The organism is Microcoleus sp. A6-C6, assembly GCF_036705955.1.
Classification (GTDB): Bacteria; Cyanobacteriota; Cyanobacteriia; order Cyanobacteriales; family Microcoleaceae; genus Microcoleus.
On record NZ_JAUBVR010000060.1, the window covers coordinates 10158 to 32263 of the forward strand.

Below are 22106 nucleotides of genomic sequence, written 5' to 3' on the forward strand. Positions count from 1 at the left end.
GCTGGGTTAGGACTGGTTGGGCTACTGCCAGGTGGCACAACTTCCCGAACATTGTAAGTGCCGGCCGGCAAGTTGGGAAAAATGAAACTGCCATTGGGAGAAGTACCCGTAGTGACAGAAGTTTCGCCGGCACTGAGAATACCGTCATTGTTGGTATCTAGGAAAATCGTCACTCCGGGGACACCAAGTTCTCCGGCCGATTGAGTGCCGTTGCCGTCAATGTCGTTAAATTTGATACCAGAAATGCTGCTGAGAGTCGCGGGTATCGTTTGGTTGCCAAAATTGACTGTAGCAGGATTAGTTTGACCTGCTGCGATCGTTACTGTAGCTGGGTTAGGACTGGTTGGGCTACTGCCAGGTGGCACAACTTCCCGAACATTGTAAGTGCCGGCCGGCAAGTTGGGGAAAATGAAACTGCCATTGGGAGAAGTACCCGTGGTGACAGAAGTTTCGCCGGCACTGAGAATGCCGTCATTGTTGGTGTCTAGGAAAATCGTCACTCCGGGGACACCAAGTTCTCCCGCTGCTTGAGTGCCATTGCCATCTAAGTCGTTAAATTTGATACCAGTAATGCTGCCCAGCGGCGCGACAAGCACCCGCTGTGCGGAAAATTCAGAGGTGTTGCCAGCAGCGTCAATGGCTGTGGCAGTGATTAATTGACCCGGAGCGACTGCTACGGGGAAAACTTGATTGAAAGTGGCATTGCCGGCGGCATCAGTCGTGACTGTGGCAGAACCGATCGAGGTTTGACCTTGAGTGCCGGGGGGAGTGTTGGCGAAAAATTGCAGGGTGAAGGTGTTACTGGGAATGCTGTTGAAGGTTCCGGCGACGGTGACGTTGCCGGGGCCGACATTGGCGGTGGTGAGTATGGGGAAGTTTTGGAGGTTGTTGGCGCCTGTGTCGGTGTCGCCTGTATCGTTGGGGCTGGGGCCGTTGTTGCCGAGGTCGATTCCTATGCCGGCGTTGGCGAAGATCGAGTTATTTTGGATGCTGTTGCCGGTACCGGAGTCAACACCTACGCCGATATTGCCGTTATTGGCGATGATATTTCCTTCACCCGCTGCCGTACCGCCGATCGCATTATTACTTGCCGCAGCAGTAATCTGTACTCCTAGCGAGCTATTCCCTAATGGGCTAGTACCGTTGGCTGCAACGCCAATCGAATTCCCGCGCAGGATGTTTCCTGTTGCAGAAGCGCCTGTAATCTGGACGCCTAAACCGGCGCTGGGACTGCTGTTGCCGGAAATGATATTGCCAGCGCCGGCTACACTACCGCCGATCGTATTGTTGGGTGCATTGTCTACAACCACACCAATAATGTTTGGCAAAGCAGCGGTGCCTGCGGCGTTGGTGCCGATGTAGTTGCCGAGTACCGAGTTGAGAGTGGCATTGGCGTTGAGAATTTGTACGCCGAAACCGTCATTGCCGGAAATGATGTTGCGATCGCCCGCAGCAATCCCGCCGATCGTGTTGCTGGCAGCATCCTGTACGAGTACGCCAGTCAAAGTGTTACCCAAGTCTGCGTTACCGTTGACATCCGTGCCGATGAAGTTGCCCACGACTCTGTTGCCTGTGGCAGCGTTGCTGGTAGCAGGGGTGTTTTGAATGACTACACCGAAAGCATTATTGCCGGAAATGATGTTGCGCGCACCTGCGGTATTTCCGCCGATCGTGTTGCTAGGTGCATTCTGAATTGCTACGCCAAAACCGGTGTTGCCTAAGTCTGCTGTGCCGTTGATGTCGGTGCCGATGAAGTTGCCCAGTACAGTGTTGCCTGTAGCTGTGACAGCATCAATGAATACGCCAGCGCTGCCATTGCCAGAAATTAAATTGCGATCGCCCAGGTTAGTCCCGCCAATCGTGTTGTTGGGCGCACCTTGAACCTGTATGCCAGTGCCACCGTTGGGCACAGCACCAGTGCCTGCCGTGCTTGTGCCGATGTAGTTACCTCGGACGATGTTATTTGCAGCACCAGTGTTGTTGAGCCACACGCCGAAAAGACTGTTGCCAGAAATGATGTTGCGATCGGCTGCTGTACTTCCGCCGATCGTGTTGCCCGGTGCATTGTCAACCACCACGCCGCTGACGTTAGCCAAGGCAGCAGTCCCTACAGGATTGGTGCCGATGTAGTTGCCCCGCACTACGTTTCCGGTGGAAGTGTTGCCTGCGATGAAGATCCCGGAGTTGCTGAAGCGATTGATCGCTAGTCCTTGGACGGTGCTGTTGCTGCCAATGATTAGTATGCCGTTGATCCCTGCCCCGGCACTGGCTCCACTTAGCTCAATCAGTACCGTAGCTGGAGTAGTCGCAGTCGCAGGAGCCGCCCCTAGTTGGCTGAAACCGTCGATAGTTACAGCCCCGGTGATGGGTGGCAAGGAACTCAGGGGCGCGATCGTCTGCACGCCTGCACCGGGAATGGCGAAGTTAATGATATCCGCCCCAGCAGCAGCATTAGCATCAAAAATCGCTTGCCGCAGCGAACCCGGCCCAGCGTCAAGGGTATTAAGAACAGTAAACGTCGCCAAAGCGTGCGCGTAATTGGCCATCACCTCCGGCTCGATCACCAATCCTGTTTTAACCGCTCCAGTAACGTATTCAAGTACCCAATTGCCGCCTTTTTGCGCACTCCCCGTAATATCAGCAGAAGCAGCAATATTAGCTTTTGTTAACTTGCTGAGCTTTTCTACAAAAGCTGCTCCTTTTTCACCCGCTGCTACATTACATCCGTAGAGCAGAATTTCAAATCGATTTTGAATTGAATTGACAGAGGACGAAAACCACCGTTGCAAAAAGTCGCGATACCTTTCTAAATTGTCGGAGTTCAGCTTAGTTTTTCCTAGCTGCAAACTTCCCGATTCCCCGTGAGAAATAATGTGAACGCTTTCTATACCTTTGCGGCTTTGCAATGCTTCGGAAATTTGTTCGATGCCGTCCCGCGTGCGATCGACTAAAATGACTTCTATCCCCGGTTTCACACCCGCAGCCAGACTCTGCCAATCTTCCACTGCTGAATCTACGAAGACTATTTGTAAGTTTTTCATAATTACCTTTACCCCATGCACCTAACTAGGTTTTCAAGATGTTGTTTTCGCGCGATCGCCCCAACTTCCAGCTACAGATATGGCTACCACAAAACAGCCTTCAAATCAATAAAAGTTGCCCATGTCAAACTTGACAATTATCTGTTTTTGTAATTTTTTGGAGATCGAAAGTTGGTCGATCGCACTTTTTTATTCTCAACTTAAAAAAGACTGACCCCACGTACAGCTAGCTTGTTCCCGATTCCGGAAATATTTCAAAAAATGTCAATATAATTTACACAACTTAATGTAATATTTTAAACTCAGTACAATTTTGTGAACAAGAGTGTAACTATACGCAAGTTTCAAACCCAGTAAAGTTATAAGTATTCAGCAATTCTTCAATCTCAAACCGCAGGACGTTCGATTTTGGCAAATCCAGCCTGTCGCCCATAACATAGAGAAATAGTCGCCTTCATGGCATCATAGAAACTTGTCCCTCACATGATTGAAATCCATGACTGCTCAAAAATCCCCGGTTTCCCCCATCACCTGGATTGAAAACCGAGTTCTGCTAATTGACCAAAACCGACTGCCGAAAGAATACGGTGTAGTCGAAATTAGCCGCTCTCAAGATATGGCTGAGGCCATTAAAACTATGATAGTTCGAGGTGCTCCGGCGATCGGCGTAGCGGCAGCTTACGGGATGTATTTGGGCGCGAGGGAAATTGAAACGGGCGATCGCACCGAATTTCTAGCTAAACTAGAACAAGTTGGTGAATTATTGCGATCGACTCGTCCCACAGCCGTTAATTTGTTTTGGGCAATATCGCGAATGCTCAAAACAGCCGAGAAAACTAGCGGTTCCGTCGAACAAGTACAGAAAACTTTGTTAGAAATGGCTAAAACGATTCAAGCCGAAGACTTGCAAACTTGCAAAGATATCGGCGACAAAGGCTTAGAAGTTCTGCCAGCCACACCCGAAAAATTGAACTTACTAACTCACTGCAACGCCGGTGCCTTAGCCACAGCCGGCTACGGAACAGCATTAGGTGTATTTCGTTCTGCTTGGCGAGAAGGCAGACTCGGCAGAGTATTTGCAGACGAAACTCGCCCCCGTCTCCAAGGTGCAAAACTCACAACTTGGGAATGCGTGCAAGAAGGAATTCCCGTCACATTAATCGCCGACAACATGGCCGCCCACTGCATGAAACTAGGCATGATTCACGCAGTAGTTGTCGGTGCAGACAGAATCGCTGCTAACGGCGATGCAGCCAATAAAATTGGCACTTACAGTTTAGCAATTGTTGCCAAAGCTCACAACGTCCCCTTCTTTGTCGCTGCGCCTCTGTCTACAATTGATTTTGAACTTTCCGACGGCAGCAAAATTCCCATTGAAGAACGCGATCCAGTTGAAATGTATCAAGTTGGAACTACGCGAATTTGTCCAGAGGGTGTAGAATTTTACAATCCCGCTTTTGACGTAACTCCGGCGGAATTAATTTCAGGAATTATCACCGAACACGGCACGGTTGCTCCTGGAGAGTTGAAACAGTTTCAAGCAAAACAATTAGTTTAATTGTATGTTACTCACCCGATCAATTCACGAGTTATTGCTGCAAATAATCCCGCTTTTGTCAAGCGGGTTTGCCGATAAAATTGACGTGAAATCTGTAGAAGAAAGCCGGATATCGGTAGAGACAAGCCTGACATCTGTAAGGACACGGCAGTGCCGTGTTCCTACCGGAAATCAACTTTTAAGCAATCGTAAAAACATGACTTATATATCTCGCAACCGGCAGAGGAAAGTTGCGATTGCAGCTATAACTTTGCCAGTTGTTTTTGCTACAGTCGCTCAGGCTCAATTGTCGCCAACCTTGAAAGCTCAGGAATCAGCAGCCAAAGAATATGTGGCAGCGATGAATAAAGCTCAGCAAGCCTACTATGCAAACAATACTGGTTTTACCAGTTCTGTTTCCAATCTAGGTCTAGGCCGCATTAAAGCTGATACAGCTAATTACAAATATTCAATTAATACCGGGAATAAAGCTGTATTTAATTATGCAGTGTCCAATAAAGCTAATCTCAAAAGTTTTGTGGGAGGAGTTTTTTTGGTAGACAACAAGAGGCAAACAATTTTGTGTGTAAATGTAGCTCCGGGCAAGACTAAGCCAGCTAATCCCATTAATACTAATGGGGTCTTAAACTGCGCTGCTAAGACAGCAAAAATTGCTCAATAAACTATCTTTAATTTATGTGTAATCTAGCAAATAATTGGATAGTAAGTGCAGATTTAGCTAAGCAGTTGCTGTTAGAAGGAGCTACTCTGCTTGATGCTCGCGAACCTATTTTAAAGTGGTTTTGCCGTCTCCCGCCAGCTATTCCCGTAACTTGGCAGCAATTTACCTGTTCCGACTTTCCGCACCAAGGCAAAATTATCGAAGATGATGCAGTTTTAACAGAAAAATTGCAAGCATTGGGAATTTGTCAAGACCAACCAGTCATAGTCATTGCCGATTCAGCGAAAGGCTGGGGCGAAGACGGGCGGATTGTTTGGATGCTGCGAACTTTGGGACAGGAAAAAGCCGTGTTTGTCGATGGAGGATATCGAGCTTTTGTGAAAGCTGGAATCGATCGCACAAAGCGCACAAATCATCCATCGCAGCCGGGAGATTTTATTGTATCTCGCCGCTCGAATCGAGAAATTAATCGAGATGATTTAAAAGCTATTTTAGGTAATGATAATTTAGCCGTGATTGATGCGAGGGAGCCGCGAGAATATGCAGGTAAAACGCCTTACGGAGAAACCAGGGGCGGTCACATTCCCGGTGCGGTGCATCTCTACTACAAAGAGTTGACAAACAAGCAGGGAAAACTGCTGGAACGCGAGGAAATTGTGGCTATTTTGCAGCAGAAAGGGGTTTCGGAGTCCAGTGAGATTGTGAATTATTGCTCGGGGGGAGTTCGCTCTGCATGGTTGACTTGTGTATTGACAAATTTGGGATTTAATGCTAAGAATTATGCAGGTTCTATGTGGGAATGGTCGGCTTCGCCGGCGGATAGCTATCCTTTGGAAAAAAGTCGTAGTGTAAGTTAGTATATTTAAGATTTATAAGAATTTTAGTCAAGTATCAGCAATCAAAATAGGTTCGATCGTTCGGACTTCAGTCCGCATCTCTCATGACTAAGCTGTTCTGCTTTTAAACAATTTAAATGCAGAACAGCTTAACTAACGCACCGTACTAAATTGTGACAAAACCCGCTAATTTATCAGGCATTTAACCTTGACAAACGGGCGGGTTTTAGTTGGACAATCTCAACCGACTTGTTCGATATACTGAGCGAGATCGTCGCGCAGGCGGCTCAGTTCGGCTTCGGTGGTGACGCGCAGGCGATCGTCCCTAACCGTAATCAGCACTTTCGCAGCAAAGGGCGTCGCCCAGATATTCGGGTTGCAGAAAACCTCCAGGAATACATCCCCTGCATACCGATATTCCATCGGTTTTTGGGGAGAGGCTTTAGCACCAGCGGTTTTGGCTGCTACGGCTTTCAAGCTGTCCATCAAAGTGGCGATCGCACTTTGCAAATCCCGCGCGGCTTGCGCGGAAAAGCTAAAGGAGACAGAACCTTCAATTAAATTCAGTGTTAGCGGAGAAAGAGACATGGGCAATGAAATTTAACATACGATTGTTAATGATAAAATATACACTAACCTAAAAGAAGTACATTCCAGCTTTATTGGACTGCGAGAATGCTATTAATTGAAATTTGTCTCAAGAAGCTCGGCTAAATTAATGAATATAAATCTAGTCGCAAGCTAGGTTCTGCAATACTTTTAACCTTTTATGACTGGATCAGCTTTAAACTAGAAGCCTGAAAACTAGATGGCTGATAGAGGAGATTCTATGGTTGCCGATAACCGTTCCGAAGTCCGCAAGGTTTTAATCATTACCTTATTGCTAAACTTGCTAGTGATGGCAATTAAAGCAGCCGTGGGATGGCTGACAGGTTCCCTGAGTTTGCTGGCAGATGCCTTGCACAGCGTCACTGACAGCGCTAATAATATTTTAGGATTGGTAACTAATCATTATGCCAATCCGCAGCCCGATCGCGATCATCCCTACGGACACCAGAAATTTGATGCTCTCGGAGCTCTGGGAATTGCGGTTTTTCTGGGAATTGCCTGTTTTGAAATTCTCAGCGGTGCTGTCGAAAGGTTGCTACACGGCGGTAAAGTTGTCAAAATATCCCCAAATGAACTGTGGATTTTGCTGCTGGTACTGGGAATTAATATTTTTGTCACGTTTTACGAGCGCAGAGTTGGCGAACGTCTCCGCAGCTCGATTTTGGTGGCGGATGCTCAACACACGATGAGCGATGTTTGGGTGACAATTATGGTCATCGGCGGGTTGATCGGTGTTTGGCAAGGTCAGGTTTTAAACATACCTCAATTGCAATCCCTGGACGTGTTTTTGTCTTTTCCTGTGGCTCTTTTGGTATTTAGCAGCGGTTGGAAAGTTTTAAGGGAAAATTTGCCTTGGTTGGTGGATGAAATGGCGATCGCACCGGAAACTATCCAGGCGATCGCGATGGATGTGCCCGGAGTTATCAACTGTCACTCGATCGCCTCCCGTGGCATGATCGGGCGTCAAGTGTTTATTGATATGCACATGATCGTCAATGCTGTCGATGTAGAAACTGCTCACCAGATTACAGAAGAAGTAGAAGCCCGTTTGGAAGAACGTTTCAGCCCTGTACGCATCTTAATTCACGTCGAGCCTCCGGCTTACAAGTCCGACCAAATTAGCTACGAAGCCCAATAGAAGGAAGAAGGAAGAGGGAAGAAGGAAGAAGGAAGAGGGAAGAAGGAAGAAGGAAAGAGGAAGAGGGAAGGAGGAAATATCTAGGCCGTATCCCCCAGTAAACAGCAGGTTGAGGGAGGAACGAGGAAGGGAGTTTTTGCGATCGGCATTCCTCGATTTTTTTAAATCTTATCAATCGGATTCAAGCGATCGCACTTCATTTTGTGGCGCTTTTCCACAGGAAAAGGGGGGTTTTCCACAGGAATCGGCAAGTTTTCCACAATAAATTTGATAATTATCGATCGCAAGACTATTGGTACAAGTTGGCAGTTTTTTGGATTTCTACAGCCATTTTCTGTCGCAAGTCCCAAGGTAGCAGAATTTCGACTTGTGAGCCCAAAGCTCGCAACCACCGAGCGCGGGTAGTAGTCTGTCACTCATTCATTCAGTTGACAGTTGACAGTTGACAGTTGACAGCACTTGACAAAAGAAGTCCGAGGATTGGAGTAATGAATCGTCTGATTTTAATTTCTCCTCGCTCAGGGTTCCGGCTTTAAACCAATTCTTTCTCGTAAGTGACTTGATAGCAAGCATCGTCGGTTGGGCGACACTGGAAGATTTCTCAAAGAGCCGATCGCTCTTGTGGATCGGGGATGTATTGTGTGATTAATCTGGCGGCGCGATCGTACTCTATGGCGCTAAAGGTATGATCAATGCTGATTCCCAGCAGGTAGGATTGAGCAAAAGTGCGATCGAACCGCAATACCATCGTGTATAGCGGTTCGATCGCGTGGTGAGGAGAGCCTCATGCCCTATGCCCTATGCCCTATGCCCTATGCCCTATGCCCTATGCCCTATGCCCTATGCCCTATGCCCTATGCCCTATGCCAGATCCCGTTCGCGTATCTGATCTTTCTGAGAAAGGCTATATGAACTATTTCCTGCTGGTATGCGGACAGTAAAAATAGACCCTTTGCCCTCCTCACTTTCCACCAAAATCTCCCCGCCCATCATCTGACAGTAGTTGCGGCTAATTGTCAGCCCCAATCCAGTGCCGCCGTACTGGCGCGTCGCCGAACCATCAGCTTGGGTGAATGCTTCAAACAATTTGTGCTGCTGTTCTTCAGACATTCCAATGCCAGTATCTTTAACTCGAAAGCAAATCCAATCTGATGCTTCAACATGAGCACCTGGACAAGCAATCGAACTCGATTTAGTGCAGCCCGCAGCCATTGAATTGTCAACATCCGACAGCTTAGCTGCATTCGATTCTCCAGTGCCTTCAGTGCGGCTGACGCTGATTTTTATCCTGCCGTTTTTGGTGAACTTAGCAGCATTGTTCAGCAGATGCAGCAGCACTTTCTGCACTTTCGCCAAATCTGCGTGCATTGTGCCGACAGTTTGATTATCGCACTCTATTTCTAAAACATTGCCATTCTTTTCTACCGACAATTTCATCGTCAACGCCACACGATCAACCAACGATTCGATGTCAAATTCTCCGATGTTGAGTTTCACACCACCCGCTTCAATTTTTGACAAATCGAGGATATCGTTAACCAAAGATAGTAAGTGCGTACCAGCATTTTCAATCTTATCTAAGTCATCAACAAAATCTTTGTATCCGAAATCCTTAGCATCTTCTAAAAGTAGTTGACTGTAGCCGATAATCGCGTTTAAAGGCGTCCGCAACTCGTGGCTCATATTGGCGACAAACTGGCTTTTAGCAGTGCTAGCCGCTAAGGCTTCTTCCTTAGCTTGTTCCAATTCTTTTGTATGTTCTGAAACTCGCTCGATCAAGTGATTGAGAGACACAGCTAATGAGCCTATTTCATCTTGTCCGGTGACGGGTGCTCGCAAATCAAAATTCGACTCGGCGGCCACTTGTTCGGCTACCTGGGTGACGCTGATGACTGGTTTGGCGATCGCCCGACTGGTACGGTAAGCCACAATTCCGGCGATCGCTACCGAAAGCAGCATACTAATAATGATGATGCCCTTTTCGATTCCTTGGGCATCCTCCATCACTACACCGCCTTGCCACTCTTGCTGCTGGGCAATATCGAGGACTTTGCTCAATTCCTGAAGATGGCTGTCGAGCACTTTTGCACCTTCTCCGCTTTCTGTAGCCAACATTTTTCGGGCAGACTCTATCTCCAGAGGCGAGAGTTGCGATTGCTGGATTTGCTGCAAAGTTGATTTGAGAGTATCGGCGTAGGATTCTAAATTTTCCGTGCAATCTTGCAGTAAACCTTTGAGAACTTCCGGCTTTGCTGCCAGCCAAGCGGGTTGGCTATCAGCAAACTTTTCTATGCGAAACCGCAAGTTTTTTGCCTTGAGAATACTCTGGGAAAACTGTTTTTCTTGGAGTTGGAGCTTGGCAGAATCATCTACAAAAGAATCTAGCTGTGCTCCCTGCAATTGTGCAGCCAGCGCTGCATCTTTAAAATTTCCGAGCAATTGCGCTTGTGCGTGAGCATCATTGAGTTGTTTTAATCCTTCTCCTTGGTAGAAGTCGGCAATCACCAGTCCGCTCAGGGAGCCAATAAAGCCGATTCCTATTGCTAGAAAATACCCACCGCCAATTTTTTGATGGATGCGCCAACCTGCAATGTTAGATGGCAAAATTTTGCTGAGTTTCAAGGATGCTCTTTTCAAAAAATCATGGATGGATACTTTGGGATGTGGGGTTTCTACAGAAGAAATTTGTTCGGACACAAAGAGCCTCATTAGTTTACCTACATTGCTTTGTTTTGGGTTGACCTCTGGCGTTACCACAGGTTTTTTCTGCTGGTTAAATTGTTCTAACTCTGGATTTAACTCATTCTTACCTTCCCAAATAGCAACCGATAAACTTGCTTCGTTCCCTGTTTTTTTGAGCAAGTTAATTTTTGACATATGCAACCGCTGTATTCTGTTAAAATCTACCACGTTCTTAAGTTCTTCAAAGGGGAAAGCTTGTCTGTTTTCCAGTAGACATCTGCGAAAAAGTATCTGAAACTCTGATCGAGTTTGAGGAGAAACTTAAATTCGGTTGATGTCTAATTGATAATTAGGCTGTTGATGGCTGTTGCCAAATTACTTTTTCGACTGGTAAAAGTCTCCAGCAGGCAAAAAATTAAATATTTATCCCGGCAGTGAATTATTGCTGCATAGAATATTACAGGCAGAAAATTCTGTCTGATGTGTTTTGCCTGTGATTCGCCCAAAGCTGATATTGTCTGTTGACAATGCACCCGATTCCTCAGCTTTGGGGTTTTGCTGCCAGTAATGCGACGATTGCTTGACAGTTTTTGTTGAGCATCCGACTACTTTTTACCACAGAATGTCATAAATGTGGCAGCCGATCGCGCTTTTGCACTAAGAGCGATCGACTTTTGGCATCCCTGCCCCACTTTCGACAAGTCTGAGGCAAAGTTTTGTAAGTTGAGTATAACTTTATGACTTACCAAAAGAAACCGGGTTCCTGCGGGTTAACTGTTGGCAATTGCGACCTCTGTAGCGGTCAATTCGATCGCAAGTGCTAACTTACCATTTCTACCCAAAGCTTGATCTGCCAATTCCACCATCCAGCGATTCGGCCTAGCTTGGGGTCTGGCGGCGAGTACCAGGGCCCAAGCTTCCCGTTCTTTGCCCCGGCCCAACAGCGCAGCAAAAACAGTCAAAGCTGCGGCTGTTGAACGGCTGATGCCGCTTCGACAGCAGACGAGCAATTGGCCGGGGTGCGCCGATATTTGGCGGGCGAAGTCAATAATTTGAAGTACATCATCAATGGTAGCCAAAACGCGATCGGGGTCGTCAACGGGGGTTTCGAGGTCATTAAATTCTAGCCGGAGTCGGTTCGGGACTTTGTGAAAAGTTTTGGGTTCGGGTACACCAGGACTGCTGATCGAGATCACGTATTTGAGAGCCCGCCCCGCAGCGCGATCGATAATATACTCGCTGGCTTCTGATTCCGAAGCAATCAGGATTTTCGGCAGTTTTTCACCCGATAAATCCGTCGCAACTTCCTCCTCAAAATAAACTGTTTTTACCTCAGCGCCGACATCCGGCAAATATTGGGCTGCTAGGGCGCGAATGTCAGCAAATTCGCGCTTTAAAGCTGCTTCCAGAGCTAAAATAGCAGCGGTTGAGCCAATTTGACCGAGGGATTTAACAGCCTTTTGGCGGACTCCAGAGGTTTCGTCTTCCAGCAGCCGCACCAAACCTGCGACAGCCTCGTCTGTCCCAATTTCCCCCAAAGCAGCAGCAACTCTCCATCGCACATAGGATTCACTGTCGCCTCGTGCGATCGCCAGTCCCGCTGCGACCATTTTTTGCAAGTTAGCATCTCCGGCTGTATTGATGTTCCCCAAGGCAACAGCCGCCCTGCCGCGCACGAAAATGTCTCGATCCGAGAGCGATCGCATTACTGCCACCACAGCCACCTCGCTGCTGATTTCCCCCAGGGCAGAAACTGCACTGCCACGCACATCTGAGTCCTGATGGTTGAGGGCTTGCAGCAGCCCAGCCACAGCCGTTTCCGTCCCGATTTGTCCCAAGGCTTCGGCGGCCCTCAAAGAAACGGCATAGGAGTCAGGATCGTGAAGCAATTCTACTAAGCGGGGTACTGCGTCGCGATCGCCAATTTTCCCCAAAGCCGCCGCCGCCCTAGCGCGGACGAGTTGATTTTCGTCTCTGAGGGCGCAAAGCAGCCCCGGAACCATCTCAGATCCGCCGATTTTCCCGCAGTTGACGGCCGCCCGCCAGCGCACTTCCGCGTCTTCGTGTTTCAGGGCTTTGAGCATGGCGGGGACAGCTATTTTCGGGTTAATTTTACCCAAGGCCCAAACCGCCCAGGCGCGAACTCCGGGGGCTTTGTGGTTGAGGGCTTCGATCAGTGCTGCGGCTGCTGGTTTCGAGTCAATTTCTCCCAGGGTCCAAGCCGCCCAAGCTTGTACTTGGGAATCTTCCGATTCGAGCACCTGCGCTAATTCAATTACTGCCGCCCTTGAGCCAATTTGCCCGATCGCGCGAATGCCATGAAGGCGCACTGCACTTTCTTTGTGGTTCAAGGCTTTGACAAGCATCGGAATTGCCATGTCGGAATTTGTTAGTGCCAACAGTTGAATTTTGAGCTGCGGCGAAGTTTTAATTTTTTTGATTAAATTTACTGTTTTTAGTTGAAACTCCGGCTTTACCATTCCTGCTAGCTTCGAGCCGAGTTTTAAATTTACTTTTAGGGCTAATTTTATGGCGCGCAAAGCCAGACTTTGCTGTTTTACTTGCGGCAATATTGCCGCCAATTTGTGCATCCCTTGTTTTTGTTTCAAATATTTTTGGTTGAATTCAGCATCGCTGAGCTCTGGTAGCTGTTGGATGAGGGTTGCTGCTGAGTTCATTGATTTATCCTCATATTTTGGCGATCGCGTGAGATTGCTCTTTTAAATTCGCTGTCATAAAAAAATAAGTCTGCACTACAAAACTCAACTTATAAAAAAACTTGCACCACTTATAAAATATGTCGGATTCGACTATTTTAACAACTCCCAAATGATTGATTATCTGTTTTTTTGCGATCGGCTTAACAATTAGTAGCGCTGGCTGCTTGGCATAGATGCACTGTTAACTAGACGAGCTTCGCGCTATATCATTTTATACCAAGTTGGCTGGAAATATCGATCGACCGTTGAACGCAGCAAAGCAGAAACAGCCCGATTCCGCCACAGTCTCTCACCTCGCATAGGGCCCATTTTTCAAAGCCTCAGCCAAAGCATTATCGTGATCGCGCAAACCTTCGTAAAAAAATAGCACTTCTCCTGGAATGCCACGAGAACGGTTATAAGCAATTACTTGTAACAACAGATCGGGATTCATGCTATACTTACTACCTCGATTCGCCAACAAAACACCGGGCGACACGCAATGCACTTGTTCGCCAGTAAGTTGTTGATCAATTAGTCGATCGACCAATTGTTTGTAACCGTTAAAATCGCGGCGGTAAAACTGCGGGTGAAGCATATCGACCAACTTTCTGTCAACCCAAGACTTAGAATCTTGCAAATATTCCACCAATCCCCATTCATAGGGACTTGGCGACATCGACAGCAACAAATCAGGATTAATAGCCTTCAATTCTCGGTGCAATCGAGCGACAAACTCAGTAATTATACCAGCGCGCCAGTGCAGCCAATGTTGCTCTCTCGGATTCTGTGGCGGTTCTCTCCCGCACTCTTGGCGGTAGCGTTTAACCGTTTTTGCATCATAACCGCCTTCACAGGGTAGCGCAATGCGATCGTCTCCTTGAACACCATTTACCGGATAATTCCTAGCAACTTCCAGCATCAAACCCAGCAAAAAATCTTGCACTTCTGGGTCAAGAGAATTCATCCATTCAAAGTTATTTTTCTTAAGTAAATTGCCGCTGCAATCATGCGCCGCCCACTCAGGTTTCTTTGCTAGCAAATGACCGCCGTTGAGATTGTAAGAACTCACAAATCCGTATTCAAACCAAGGAATAACTTTTAAACCAACTCTATTAGCCTCAACAATTAATTCTGCTAAAGGGTCGCGACCTTGATAGCGTGCGTCAATTTCTACCCCAAATTGTTCGCGCATAATTTGAGAAGGATAAGCAGTAAAACCTCGGTTCCAAACTACAGGAAATACTGTATTAAATCCCGTATCGGCGAGAAATTCCATTGCTTCAGCAATTCGCTGTTTTGAGGTGAGAACTTTGCAGTCGGTGCTTGGTATCCAAACGCCGCGAATTCCATGATTGCGAGGATCAAAGGTGGTTGGCGTTATGGGATTTTTTGCGTTGACTGGAACCGCAAACTGCTGTTTTAACAAAGATTTGAAACTGCTAATCACTGACTGGAATGGCTCTAAAAATGGCATTGAGTCTAATGATTTACCAGATTTTGTACAATTTTTTATGATTAGCAACGGGCTAGAAGCCCGTTCCACAATTAATCAAATTTCTTGTGGGGTGGGCCGAAGAGCCCGCCCCTGAAATTTTACTATCCAGCTACTCCAGACAACTGCTGGCTCAAGGCTTCCTTCAAAAGCTCGGCCTTATCAGTTTGCTCCCAAGGCAAGTCTAAATCAGTGCGTCCGAAGTGACCGTAAGCCGCCACATCTTGATAGAAACGACCGCCTCTTTCAGCAGGCAAATTCTGCAAATTAAATGCCTGAATGATTCCCGCCGGACGCAGTTCAAAATGCTGCTTCACAACTTCTAAAAGGCGATCGTCATCAACTGTTCCAGTGCCAAAAGTTTCGATCATCATGCTAACAGGCCGCGCTACGCCGATCGCATAACTCAACTGCACTTCACACTTTTCGGCCAAACCAGCAGCCACGATATTTTTAGCAACATAGCGACAAGCATAAGCCGCGCTGCGGTCTACCTTCGTGGGGTCTTTGCCCGAAAAAGCACCGCCTCCGTGACGGGAATAGCCGCCGTAGGTATCCACAATAATTTTGCGGCCAGTCAAACCCGAATCTCCTTGAGGCCCGCCGACGACAAATTTGCCAGTGGGGTTGACAAGAAAGCGAGTTTCTGCATCTGGCTTGATGCTAATATCGGCAAACACGGGTTGGACGACAGCAGTCCAAAGATCTGCTTTAATCTTGGCTTGAACTGCGGCTGTATCAGTGATATCGCCGATCGCCTCAGTGTGCTGCGTAGAAATTAAGATCGTATCAATGCCAACAGGTTTCCCGTCTTCGTAACTTACGGTAACTTGGCTTTTGCCGTCGGGACGCAGGTAAGGCAATTGACCAGTTTTGCGGACTGCGGCCAATTGACGGCAAATCCGGTGCGCTAAACTAATCGGCAGAGGCATCAATTCCGGCGTTTCGTTGCAAGCAAAGCCGAACATCAAACCTTGGTCGCCAGCACCAATGGCATCCAACTCCTCTTCACTGGATTGTTCCCGACTTTCATGAGCCGTATTCACCCCTTGGGCAATATCGGGAGATTGAGAGTCAAGAGCCACCAACACTGAGCAGCTATTAGCAGAAAATCCGTTGTCAGGGTGGATATAGCCAATATCGGCTATTTTTTTCCGCGCCAACTCTATGTAATTTACGTGAGCTTTAGTGGTAATTTCGCCCGTCAGCAGCATCAAGCCCGTATTGACGACAACTTCGGCAGCCACGCGGCTTTTAGGGTCTTCAGTCAGTAAGGCATCTAAGATTGTATCTGAAATTTGATCGCAGATTTTATCGGGATGGCCTTCAGTAACAGATTCAGAGGTAAACAGGTAGCGGCGTGACAATGATTATTTCTCCTTTGATTGGTGTGAATCCTGCGACATTGGCGACAGACGACTGATTTTTCACGTAGAGGCGCAGAATCATCGCGTCTCGGTCGCCGAAAAATTTGTGTCTGTCTGGTGCGAGTTTAAGCAGGGTTTGAGATTAGCTAAAGTGACACTACTATAGCAAACTCAGTTCCGGGAAGTCCCGAAAAACTGAGATTGTGTAGGATTGTCGATCGAACTTTGACTGCGATCCTGCACCCCCCTAACCCTAGAAAGGTAAGATACAGTCAGGGTATCGCCTCGCGGATGCACTATGGCAGGAATCGAAAAATCACCAAATTTAATCCAAACGGTTGCAGACTTAGAATTTCCCGGCGGCCCAATACCGCTTGACTCTCGATTTTATATCAATCGATCGCCCGCCGAAGCCAGAGCTTGCGCAGAAATTGGCAAGCCAGGGAGTCTAATTCGGATTAAAGCTCCCAGAAAAATGGGCAAAAGTTCGCTGATGCTGCGGATAATTAACGCGGCGGTCGATCGCGGATACCGCACAGTCACTGTAGACTTTCAGCAAGCCGACGAAGCAGTTTTTGCTACTTTAGATAAATTTTTGCGCTGGCTGTGTGTCAATGTCGCTCGCCAACTCAAACTCGAACCAAATCTCGATGAATTCTGGGATGAAGATATGGGGAGCAAAGTAAGCTGCTCTCTTTACTTTGAAAACTATTTGCTCGAACAAATTGACAGTCCCCTTGTCTTGGTACTCAACGAAGTAAACCGAGTATTTGAACGCGCCAAAATTGCTCAAGAATTCCTGCCACTGCTCCGTTTTTGGTACGAACAAGCACGACAGAGCGAAACCTGGGAAAAACTGCGAATCGTGGTCATTCACTCGACAGAAATTTATATTGCTTTGAGTCTAAATCAATCTCCATTCAATGTAGGACTGCCGATTAAACTCTCCCAATTTACTACTGAACAAGTCGAAGATTTGGCGCGCAGGCACGGACTGAACTGGAGCGATAGCTATCCGATTGAGCAATTAATGCAAATGGTAGGCGGTCATCCTTATTTAGTGCATTTAGCGCTGTATCACCTGGCAATTTTGCAGGAAAACCGCCTGTCGGTTGCGGAACATGAGTCTGGGGAGGAACTGGGGCGAGCCGAGTTGGAACAACTATTAAAAACAGCTCCTACTCAAAGCGGCATTTATAGCGACTACTTGCGAAATCAGTCGATCGCGATTCAACAGAATCCCGAACTCGCCGCCGCCTTCCAACAAGTTCTTGATACTAAAAATAGCATTCACCTCGAACCTTTGATGGCCTATCAGTTAGACAGCATGGGACTTGTCAAATTAGAGGGAAATAACTGTAGTTTGTCTTGCGAATTGTATCGCCTGTATTTTCAAGACCAAAATTTGTGCGAGGACAGTTTCTCGGCTGTTGGTTGGGAGGAGTTGCAGCAAGAAAATGAAAGGCTGCTAGCTTTGGTGAATGTGGACGAACTTACTCAAATTGGCAACAGACGGCATTTTGACAGTTGCTTGCGAGCAGAATGGAAACATAATGCTCGCGATGGCTCTCCAATATCTTTAATTTTGTGCGACATCGATTATTTCAAAATATATAATGATACCTACGGACATCAAGCTGGAGATAGTTGTTTGCGATCGGTTGCTCAAGCAATTCGCCGAGCCCTCCAGCGTCCCGCTGATGTAGCCGCTCGCTACGGTGGCGAGGAGTTTGCTGTGATTTTACCTCAAACTGATGCGGCGGGTGCTCTGTTGGTTGCCGAACATATTAGAACCAAAGTTAAAGCTGTGAATATTGTTTTTAACCCGGAGAGTGTTGACTGTTTGCCTAATTCTGTGGTGACAATTAGTTTGGGAATTGCCAGCGTTGTTCCGGGGCCGGAAAATGATGCAGCAACGCTGGTACTGGCGGCTGATGAGGCTCTTTACGACTCGAAAAGGCACGGGCGCGATCGATTGACTATGAGCACGCTTTTAAATTTTCGATTTGCTGCTGTTAATTGAGCTACTCGGCGGTTGAAACCGCTACTATACAAACGAAGTCCGCCGGACGCCGACTCAAGAATTTTTCAATAGCGGGGGATGGTGCGATCGACTACCATTGAGTAAGCATCGATCCCGCCAACGATATTTTTAACGTTGGTAAATCCTCGATCGCTCAACCAGTGACACATTTGAGCCGATCGCACTCCATGATGGCACAGAACTAGGGTTTCTGTGTCGCGGTTTAGTCGATCGTCAATTTCACCAGACCATTCGGCAAACTCGCTCAGAGGAAAAGCTACAAATCCCGGTAGCGCCGCGAGTTCAATTTCATCAGGTTCCCGCACGTCTACAAGCTGCAATTTATCAGCATTGGTTTCTGCTAAATAGCGACCTAATTCTTCGACTGTAATTTGAGCAAACATTTCTGACATTTGATTATAAAAAAAGAAGTCATTGGTCATTATTCATTGGTCATTAGTCATTGGTCATTGGTCATTGGTCATTGGTCATTCGTCCTGAATCAGTTAACAGTTAACAGTCAACTCTTCGGACAGTTTCATGGATGACGAATAGGAGCTATAAACCCGGTTTCTAGGAGTTTTACGTCCATTCACGAGAAAACTCGTAGAAACCGGGTTTCTGAGGTCGCAAGTGCGTCCACAGATTGTTGTGAGGACGGTCGTACTCACAACAATTACCAATTAGCAATTAGCAATTCCCAATTCCCAATTCCCAATTACCCATAACTAATTAATTGAGCCGCGAAGGCGGTGGCATTAGCTCCATAGGAGGCGTCGGTGCAGGACGCCCGTCCAACTGGCTGACTGTGCCCCTGGGATCGAGACAACTGGCAATTAACCTGTCCGTGGGAAAGTCGAGCCTGCCGCTCAACCCGACTACACATTCAGCAAACACTTCTGGCAATAAACTGCGGCGGCACCCATCAAGCGTTAACAGGGCAGCAGCAGGTTGAGTTTTAGTTTTACTGTTAATATTCACCACGCAAGTAGTCAATTCGTCGGGGCGTCTCACCTGCCGACAGCTAGAGAGCGCTTCGAGGCCAGAAATATTGGTTTTGCGGTTGATTTGGAGGGTGCATCGAGATATATCGCGGGGGTGGAGGGCGTCGGCACAAGCTGCTGCTGCTGCCTCGGCCCCGACTCCGGCTTCGATTAGTTCCTTAGCGCAGACGCGATAGGGATTTTGAGTGCGAGGGAATCTCAGAGTGATCGCTGATGCTGGCGAGATTGGCAGTGCTGCTGCTAACAAACTCAGCGCGACTAGGGGAGTGCCGAGAGCCAACATCCAGCGCGGTGCTGGCTTTGGGGAAGCAGTGCGGAAAAAATTGGGGTTGTGCATGGCAGCTCGATTGGTGAGTTTTTTGGGCTGGTTGGGTCGATCGCGCGATCGGCTTTTACTTCAAAATTTACCGCACATTACGGATGGCTGCGGTTGATCGATTTTTTTTATCGATTTTTGTGCAAATTTTCACCGTTACCAACATATAATATAGAGTCTGCATAAAATTGCATACAGAAATTAGAGAGGAAAATAAATGTCTCGATATCGAGGCCCCCGATTAAGAATCGTCCGTCGCCTGAAAGAGTTGCCGGGTCTAACCCGGAAAACTCCCAGACGGGATTATCCGCCTGGGCAGCATGGTCAAAACCGCAAAAAGCTCTCTGAGTACGCGGTTCGATTGCAGGAGAAGCAAAAACTCCGTTTCAATTACGGTGTGACGGAACGCCAACTGCTCCGTTACGTCCGCAAAGCCCGCCGTGTCACCGGCTCCACAGGTCAAGTGTTACTGCAATTCTTGGAAATGCGCTTGGACAATACTGTGTTTCGGATGGGAATGGCTCCAACCATTCCGTCCGCTAGACAATTGGTAAATCACGGTCACATCACTGTTAACGATCGTGAAGTGAACATCGCCAGCTATCAGTGCAAGCCTGGTGAAGTGATTGCAGTGAAAAACAGAGAGCGATCGCGCACGATGGTTGAAGCTAATCTCAAAGATCCAGGCTTGGCTAACTTGCCCAGTCACTTGGAATTTGACAAGCAAAAAATGGTTGGCAAAGTTAACGGCATTGTCGAACGTGAGTGGATTGCTCTTCAGATTAACGAACTGCTAGTTGTGGAATACTACTCGCGGCAAGCTTAATTTATTAGTCATTAGTGCGAGCGTCCTCGCTCGCACGCAAACCTTATTAGTCATCAGTTAGTTGCTAGCAAAAAATCAATAATTGGGTTTGTCCCTAGTTATTAGTTAATTGTTACTGAATAGTGAGGACTAAGGACTAAGGACTAATTTTTTAGAAACAGCTATGCTGAAGGCTGAAAAAAGCTTTTCAACGGTCAATGATTAACTGTTAATGGTTAATCGTTGGCCGTTAATCGTTTAATTTGAAAAGTCCAAAAGTGGGGACGATCGACCTCAGCGACACACTGCGGGGTTCTCGTACCAAAATCAAAGGCAGCAATCCCACCAGCCGCACAGCAGCCGAAAGGGCAAACAGTGCCCCCAAACTCATGCCGGGAAGTTCGGCAAGAAAGCCTCCGGTGGTAGTTCCCAAAGCCCCAGCTAATCCCGAAACTGCTGCGGCGATCGCAAAATAAGTCGATGGTTGTTCGATCGACGCGATCTCCATTTGAATATTGTTAGTACAAAGCCCGATCGCCCCTAAAGTCGTTCCCCCCAGCAAGTGCAGCAGCGGCAGCCACACCCACACCGCAAACGGGTAATTGCCCGTACCCAGCCACAGCAAAGGCGTTACAGCCACCACCAGCCCCACCGCAATCAACAACGGGCGATTTCCCCAGCGATCGGCTAACTTGCCCCAAAACATCAGCAGCAGCAGATTTGCTGCGGAACTCAAGCTGCAATAAATCGTTACCAAACTCACATCCAAGCTTAAATCTTTCAGCAGGTAGATATTAAAAAAAGGCGCGCTCAGATTAACTGCAAATGTCCACACGCTAAAGTAAAAAATAAACATTAAGAAATTAGAATCTTTCAGCACTGAAGGCACAAAATCTGTTAATTGCTTTTCTTTTTTCTCTGGGAGTCGATCGCTCTCTGCATTTTTTCGGTATGTCTGCGGATTCACATCAACCATCAAGAATTGATACCCCAAACTAATCATTCCCGCCACAACACCAAAAAATAAAACAACACCATAGCCCAAAATTGGGTGGGAATCCCAGGCTGACACGAACAGTCCCATTAGTGGTACTCCCAGTAAAGCAACTAAGCTGGTAGCACTGTTGCGAAAGCCAAAATAGCGTCCCCGCAAACGGTGAGGAACCACCGCAGCCATCCAACTAAACCAGTTAGAAGTGGCAAAAGCTGCTAGCACACTAGCGGCTAGGACTGTTGCTAGCGTCCACTGGAGCAGTTGTTGGCGATCGGCGCGGTAAGGCTGCCAAACAATTGCGACTACCAGCACCAGCCACAGCAGCCGCGACACGCCGAATATCGCTAGGTTGTACCAGTGGCGGCTAGTTGTGCGATCGGCGATGTACGCTCCTAATGGTTGCAGGAGATTTACCAGCATCGGAATAGCAGATAATATGCCTATTTCTACGCTGCTTGCGCCGAGTTGCAGCAAGAAGTTGCTCAGTAGCAGGCCGGTAGTCGCCGACTCGAAGACCGCGGCAAAAACGCCTTCTATAGTTGAGGCTTTGAGCGTCAATCTAATATCTTGTTTGGAAAATTTGAGAGGTGTTTGTGAAGGTAGAACGAGTTGAGATATTTTCTTTTCTAGTATTTCAGGAGTCTGAATAAATAGATGTTTATTTGACTCTGTAACTGGTTCAACCATAGTCAGATAATTTTAGATTTTATATTTGCACAATTCTTATTTTGTAAAAGTTTGAGGGTTGCTGGAGATTTAATTATTTTCGCCGGTAAATGTCGATAAAATTTATTTTTTTTACTACAAATTGCTGAGTTTGCCTATTAAGATAAAGCCAGTCCCACTTTCAAGATGTTAGCTTGAAAGTGAGACTGGCA

At 47.3% G+C, this 22106-nt stretch carries 17 protein-coding genes; 6 read left to right on the forward strand and 11 right to left on the reverse strand.

Annotated elements, in window-relative coordinates; translation table 11 throughout:
* Nucleotides 1-3041 (reverse strand): DUF4347 domain-containing protein (locus QUB52_RS21135; RefSeq protein ID WP_332976262.1); only part of this gene is annotated, 3041 nt, incomplete at its 3' end.
* A 496-nt stretch (nucleotides 3042-3537) separates the two neighbouring features.
* Between QUB52_RS21135 and mtnA the strand changes: the two genes are divergently transcribed.
* The 3 genes from mtnA to QUB52_RS21150 all read left to right on the forward strand — a co-directional run bounded on the left by mtnA (nucleotide 3538) and on the right by QUB52_RS21150 (nucleotide 6117).
* Complete coding sequence (gene mtnA, locus QUB52_RS21140) at nucleotides 3538-4599, forward strand: S-methyl-5-thioribose-1-phosphate isomerase (protein ID WP_332972835.1); 1062 nt, start codon at nucleotides 3538-3540, stop codon at nucleotides 4597-4599.
* Nucleotides 4600-4684: 85 nt separating this feature from the next.
* On the forward strand, nucleotides 4685-5260 hold the full coding sequence (locus QUB52_RS21145; RefSeq protein ID WP_332972837.1) for a type IV pilin-like G/H family protein: 576 nt from the start codon (nucleotides 4685-4687) through the stop codon (nucleotides 5258-5260).
* 14 nt (nucleotides 5261-5274) lie between these two features.
* Nucleotides 5275-6117, forward strand: a complete 843-nt coding sequence (locus QUB52_RS21150) for a sulfurtransferase (RefSeq protein ID WP_332972838.1) — start codon at nucleotides 5275-5277, stop codon at nucleotides 6115-6117.
* 219 nt (nucleotides 6118-6336) lie between these two features.
* On the opposite strand, the gene QUB52_RS21155 is transcribed toward QUB52_RS21150, so the two are convergent.
* Nucleotides 6337-6684 carry a hypothetical protein gene (locus QUB52_RS21155; RefSeq protein ID WP_332972839.1) on the reverse strand — a complete coding sequence of 116 codons (348 nt, stop codon included), beginning with the start codon at nucleotides 6682-6684 and terminating at the stop codon, nucleotides 6337-6339.
* A 241-nt stretch (nucleotides 6685-6925) separates the two neighbouring features.
* Here QUB52_RS21155 and QUB52_RS21160 point away from each other — a divergent pair, with 241 nt between their 5' ends.
* Complete coding sequence (locus QUB52_RS21160) at nucleotides 6926-7843, forward strand: cation diffusion facilitator family transporter (RefSeq protein WP_265236046.1); 918 nt, start codon at nucleotides 6926-6928, stop codon at nucleotides 7841-7843.
* A gap of 161 nt (nucleotides 7844-8004) precedes the next feature.
* Here QUB52_RS21160 and QUB52_RS21165 read toward each other — a convergent pair whose 3' ends face one another.
* The 6 genes from QUB52_RS21165 to metK all read right to left on the reverse strand — a co-directional run bounded on the left by QUB52_RS21165 (nucleotide 8005) and on the right by metK (nucleotide 16086).
* Nucleotides 8005-8193 carry a hypothetical protein gene (locus QUB52_RS21165; RefSeq protein ID WP_265236013.1) on the reverse strand — a complete coding sequence of 63 codons (189 nt, stop codon included), beginning with the start codon at nucleotides 8191-8193 and terminating at the stop codon, nucleotides 8005-8007.
* Between the two features lie 251 nt (nucleotides 8194-8444).
* The gene (locus QUB52_RS21170; protein ID WP_265236015.1) at nucleotides 8445-8591 is read right to left on the reverse strand and encodes a hypothetical protein; all 147 of its coding nucleotides are present in this window, start codon (nucleotides 8589-8591) and stop codon (nucleotides 8445-8447) included.
* Between the two features lie 113 nt (nucleotides 8592-8704).
* The gene (locus QUB52_RS21175; RefSeq protein ID WP_265236017.1) at nucleotides 8705-10720 is read right to left on the reverse strand and encodes a sensor histidine kinase; all 2016 of its coding nucleotides are present in this window, start codon (nucleotides 10718-10720) and stop codon (nucleotides 8705-8707) included.
* 575 nt (nucleotides 10721-11295) lie between these two features.
* Complete coding sequence (locus QUB52_RS21180) at nucleotides 11296-13203, reverse strand: HEAT repeat domain-containing protein (protein WP_332972840.1); 1908 nt, start codon at nucleotides 13201-13203, stop codon at nucleotides 11296-11298.
* Between the two features lie 331 nt (nucleotides 13204-13534).
* On the reverse strand, nucleotides 13535-14701 hold the full coding sequence (locus QUB52_RS21185) for a glycoside hydrolase family 10 protein (protein WP_265236021.1): 1167 nt from the start codon (nucleotides 14699-14701) through the stop codon (nucleotides 13535-13537).
* A 122-nt stretch (nucleotides 14702-14823) separates the two neighbouring features.
* The gene (gene metK / locus QUB52_RS21190) at nucleotides 14824-16086 is read right to left on the reverse strand and encodes a methionine adenosyltransferase (RefSeq protein WP_265236023.1); all 1263 of its coding nucleotides are present in this window, start codon (nucleotides 16084-16086) and stop codon (nucleotides 14824-14826) included.
* Nucleotides 16087-16384: 298 nt separating this feature from the next.
* On the opposite strand from metK, the gene QUB52_RS21195 reads away from it, so the two are divergent.
* Nucleotides 16385-18109: an AAA-like domain-containing protein gene (locus QUB52_RS21195; protein WP_265236024.1), complete on the forward strand. Its 1725-nt coding sequence runs from the start codon at nucleotides 16385-16387 to the stop codon at nucleotides 18107-18109.
* Between the two features lie 65 nt (nucleotides 18110-18174).
* Here QUB52_RS21195 and QUB52_RS21200 read toward each other — a convergent pair whose 3' ends face one another.
* A complete protein-coding gene (locus QUB52_RS21200) occupies nucleotides 18175-18522 on the reverse strand; it encodes a rhodanese-like domain-containing protein (RefSeq protein WP_265236026.1) in 348 nt (115 codons plus the stop codon).
* 319 nt (nucleotides 18523-18841) lie between these two features.
* Nucleotides 18842-19450 (reverse strand): hypothetical protein, encoded by a 609-nt coding sequence (locus tag QUB52_RS21205; protein WP_265236028.1) that lies wholly within the window; start codon nucleotides 19448-19450, stop codon nucleotides 18842-18844.
* Between the two features lie 196 nt (nucleotides 19451-19646).
* Here QUB52_RS21205 and rpsD point away from each other — a divergent pair, with 196 nt between their 5' ends.
* Nucleotides 19647-20255, forward strand: a complete 609-nt coding sequence (gene rpsD / locus QUB52_RS21210) for a 30S ribosomal protein S4 (protein WP_265236032.1) — start codon at nucleotides 19647-19649, stop codon at nucleotides 20253-20255.
* 229 nt (nucleotides 20256-20484) lie between these two features.
* Here the strand turns inward: rpsD and QUB52_RS21215 are convergent, their stop codons facing one another.
* On the reverse strand, nucleotides 20485-21915 hold the full coding sequence (locus QUB52_RS21215) for an MFS transporter (protein ID WP_332972841.1): 1431 nt from the start codon (nucleotides 21913-21915) through the stop codon (nucleotides 20485-20487).
* Nucleotides 21916-22106: the final 191 nt, after the last annotated feature.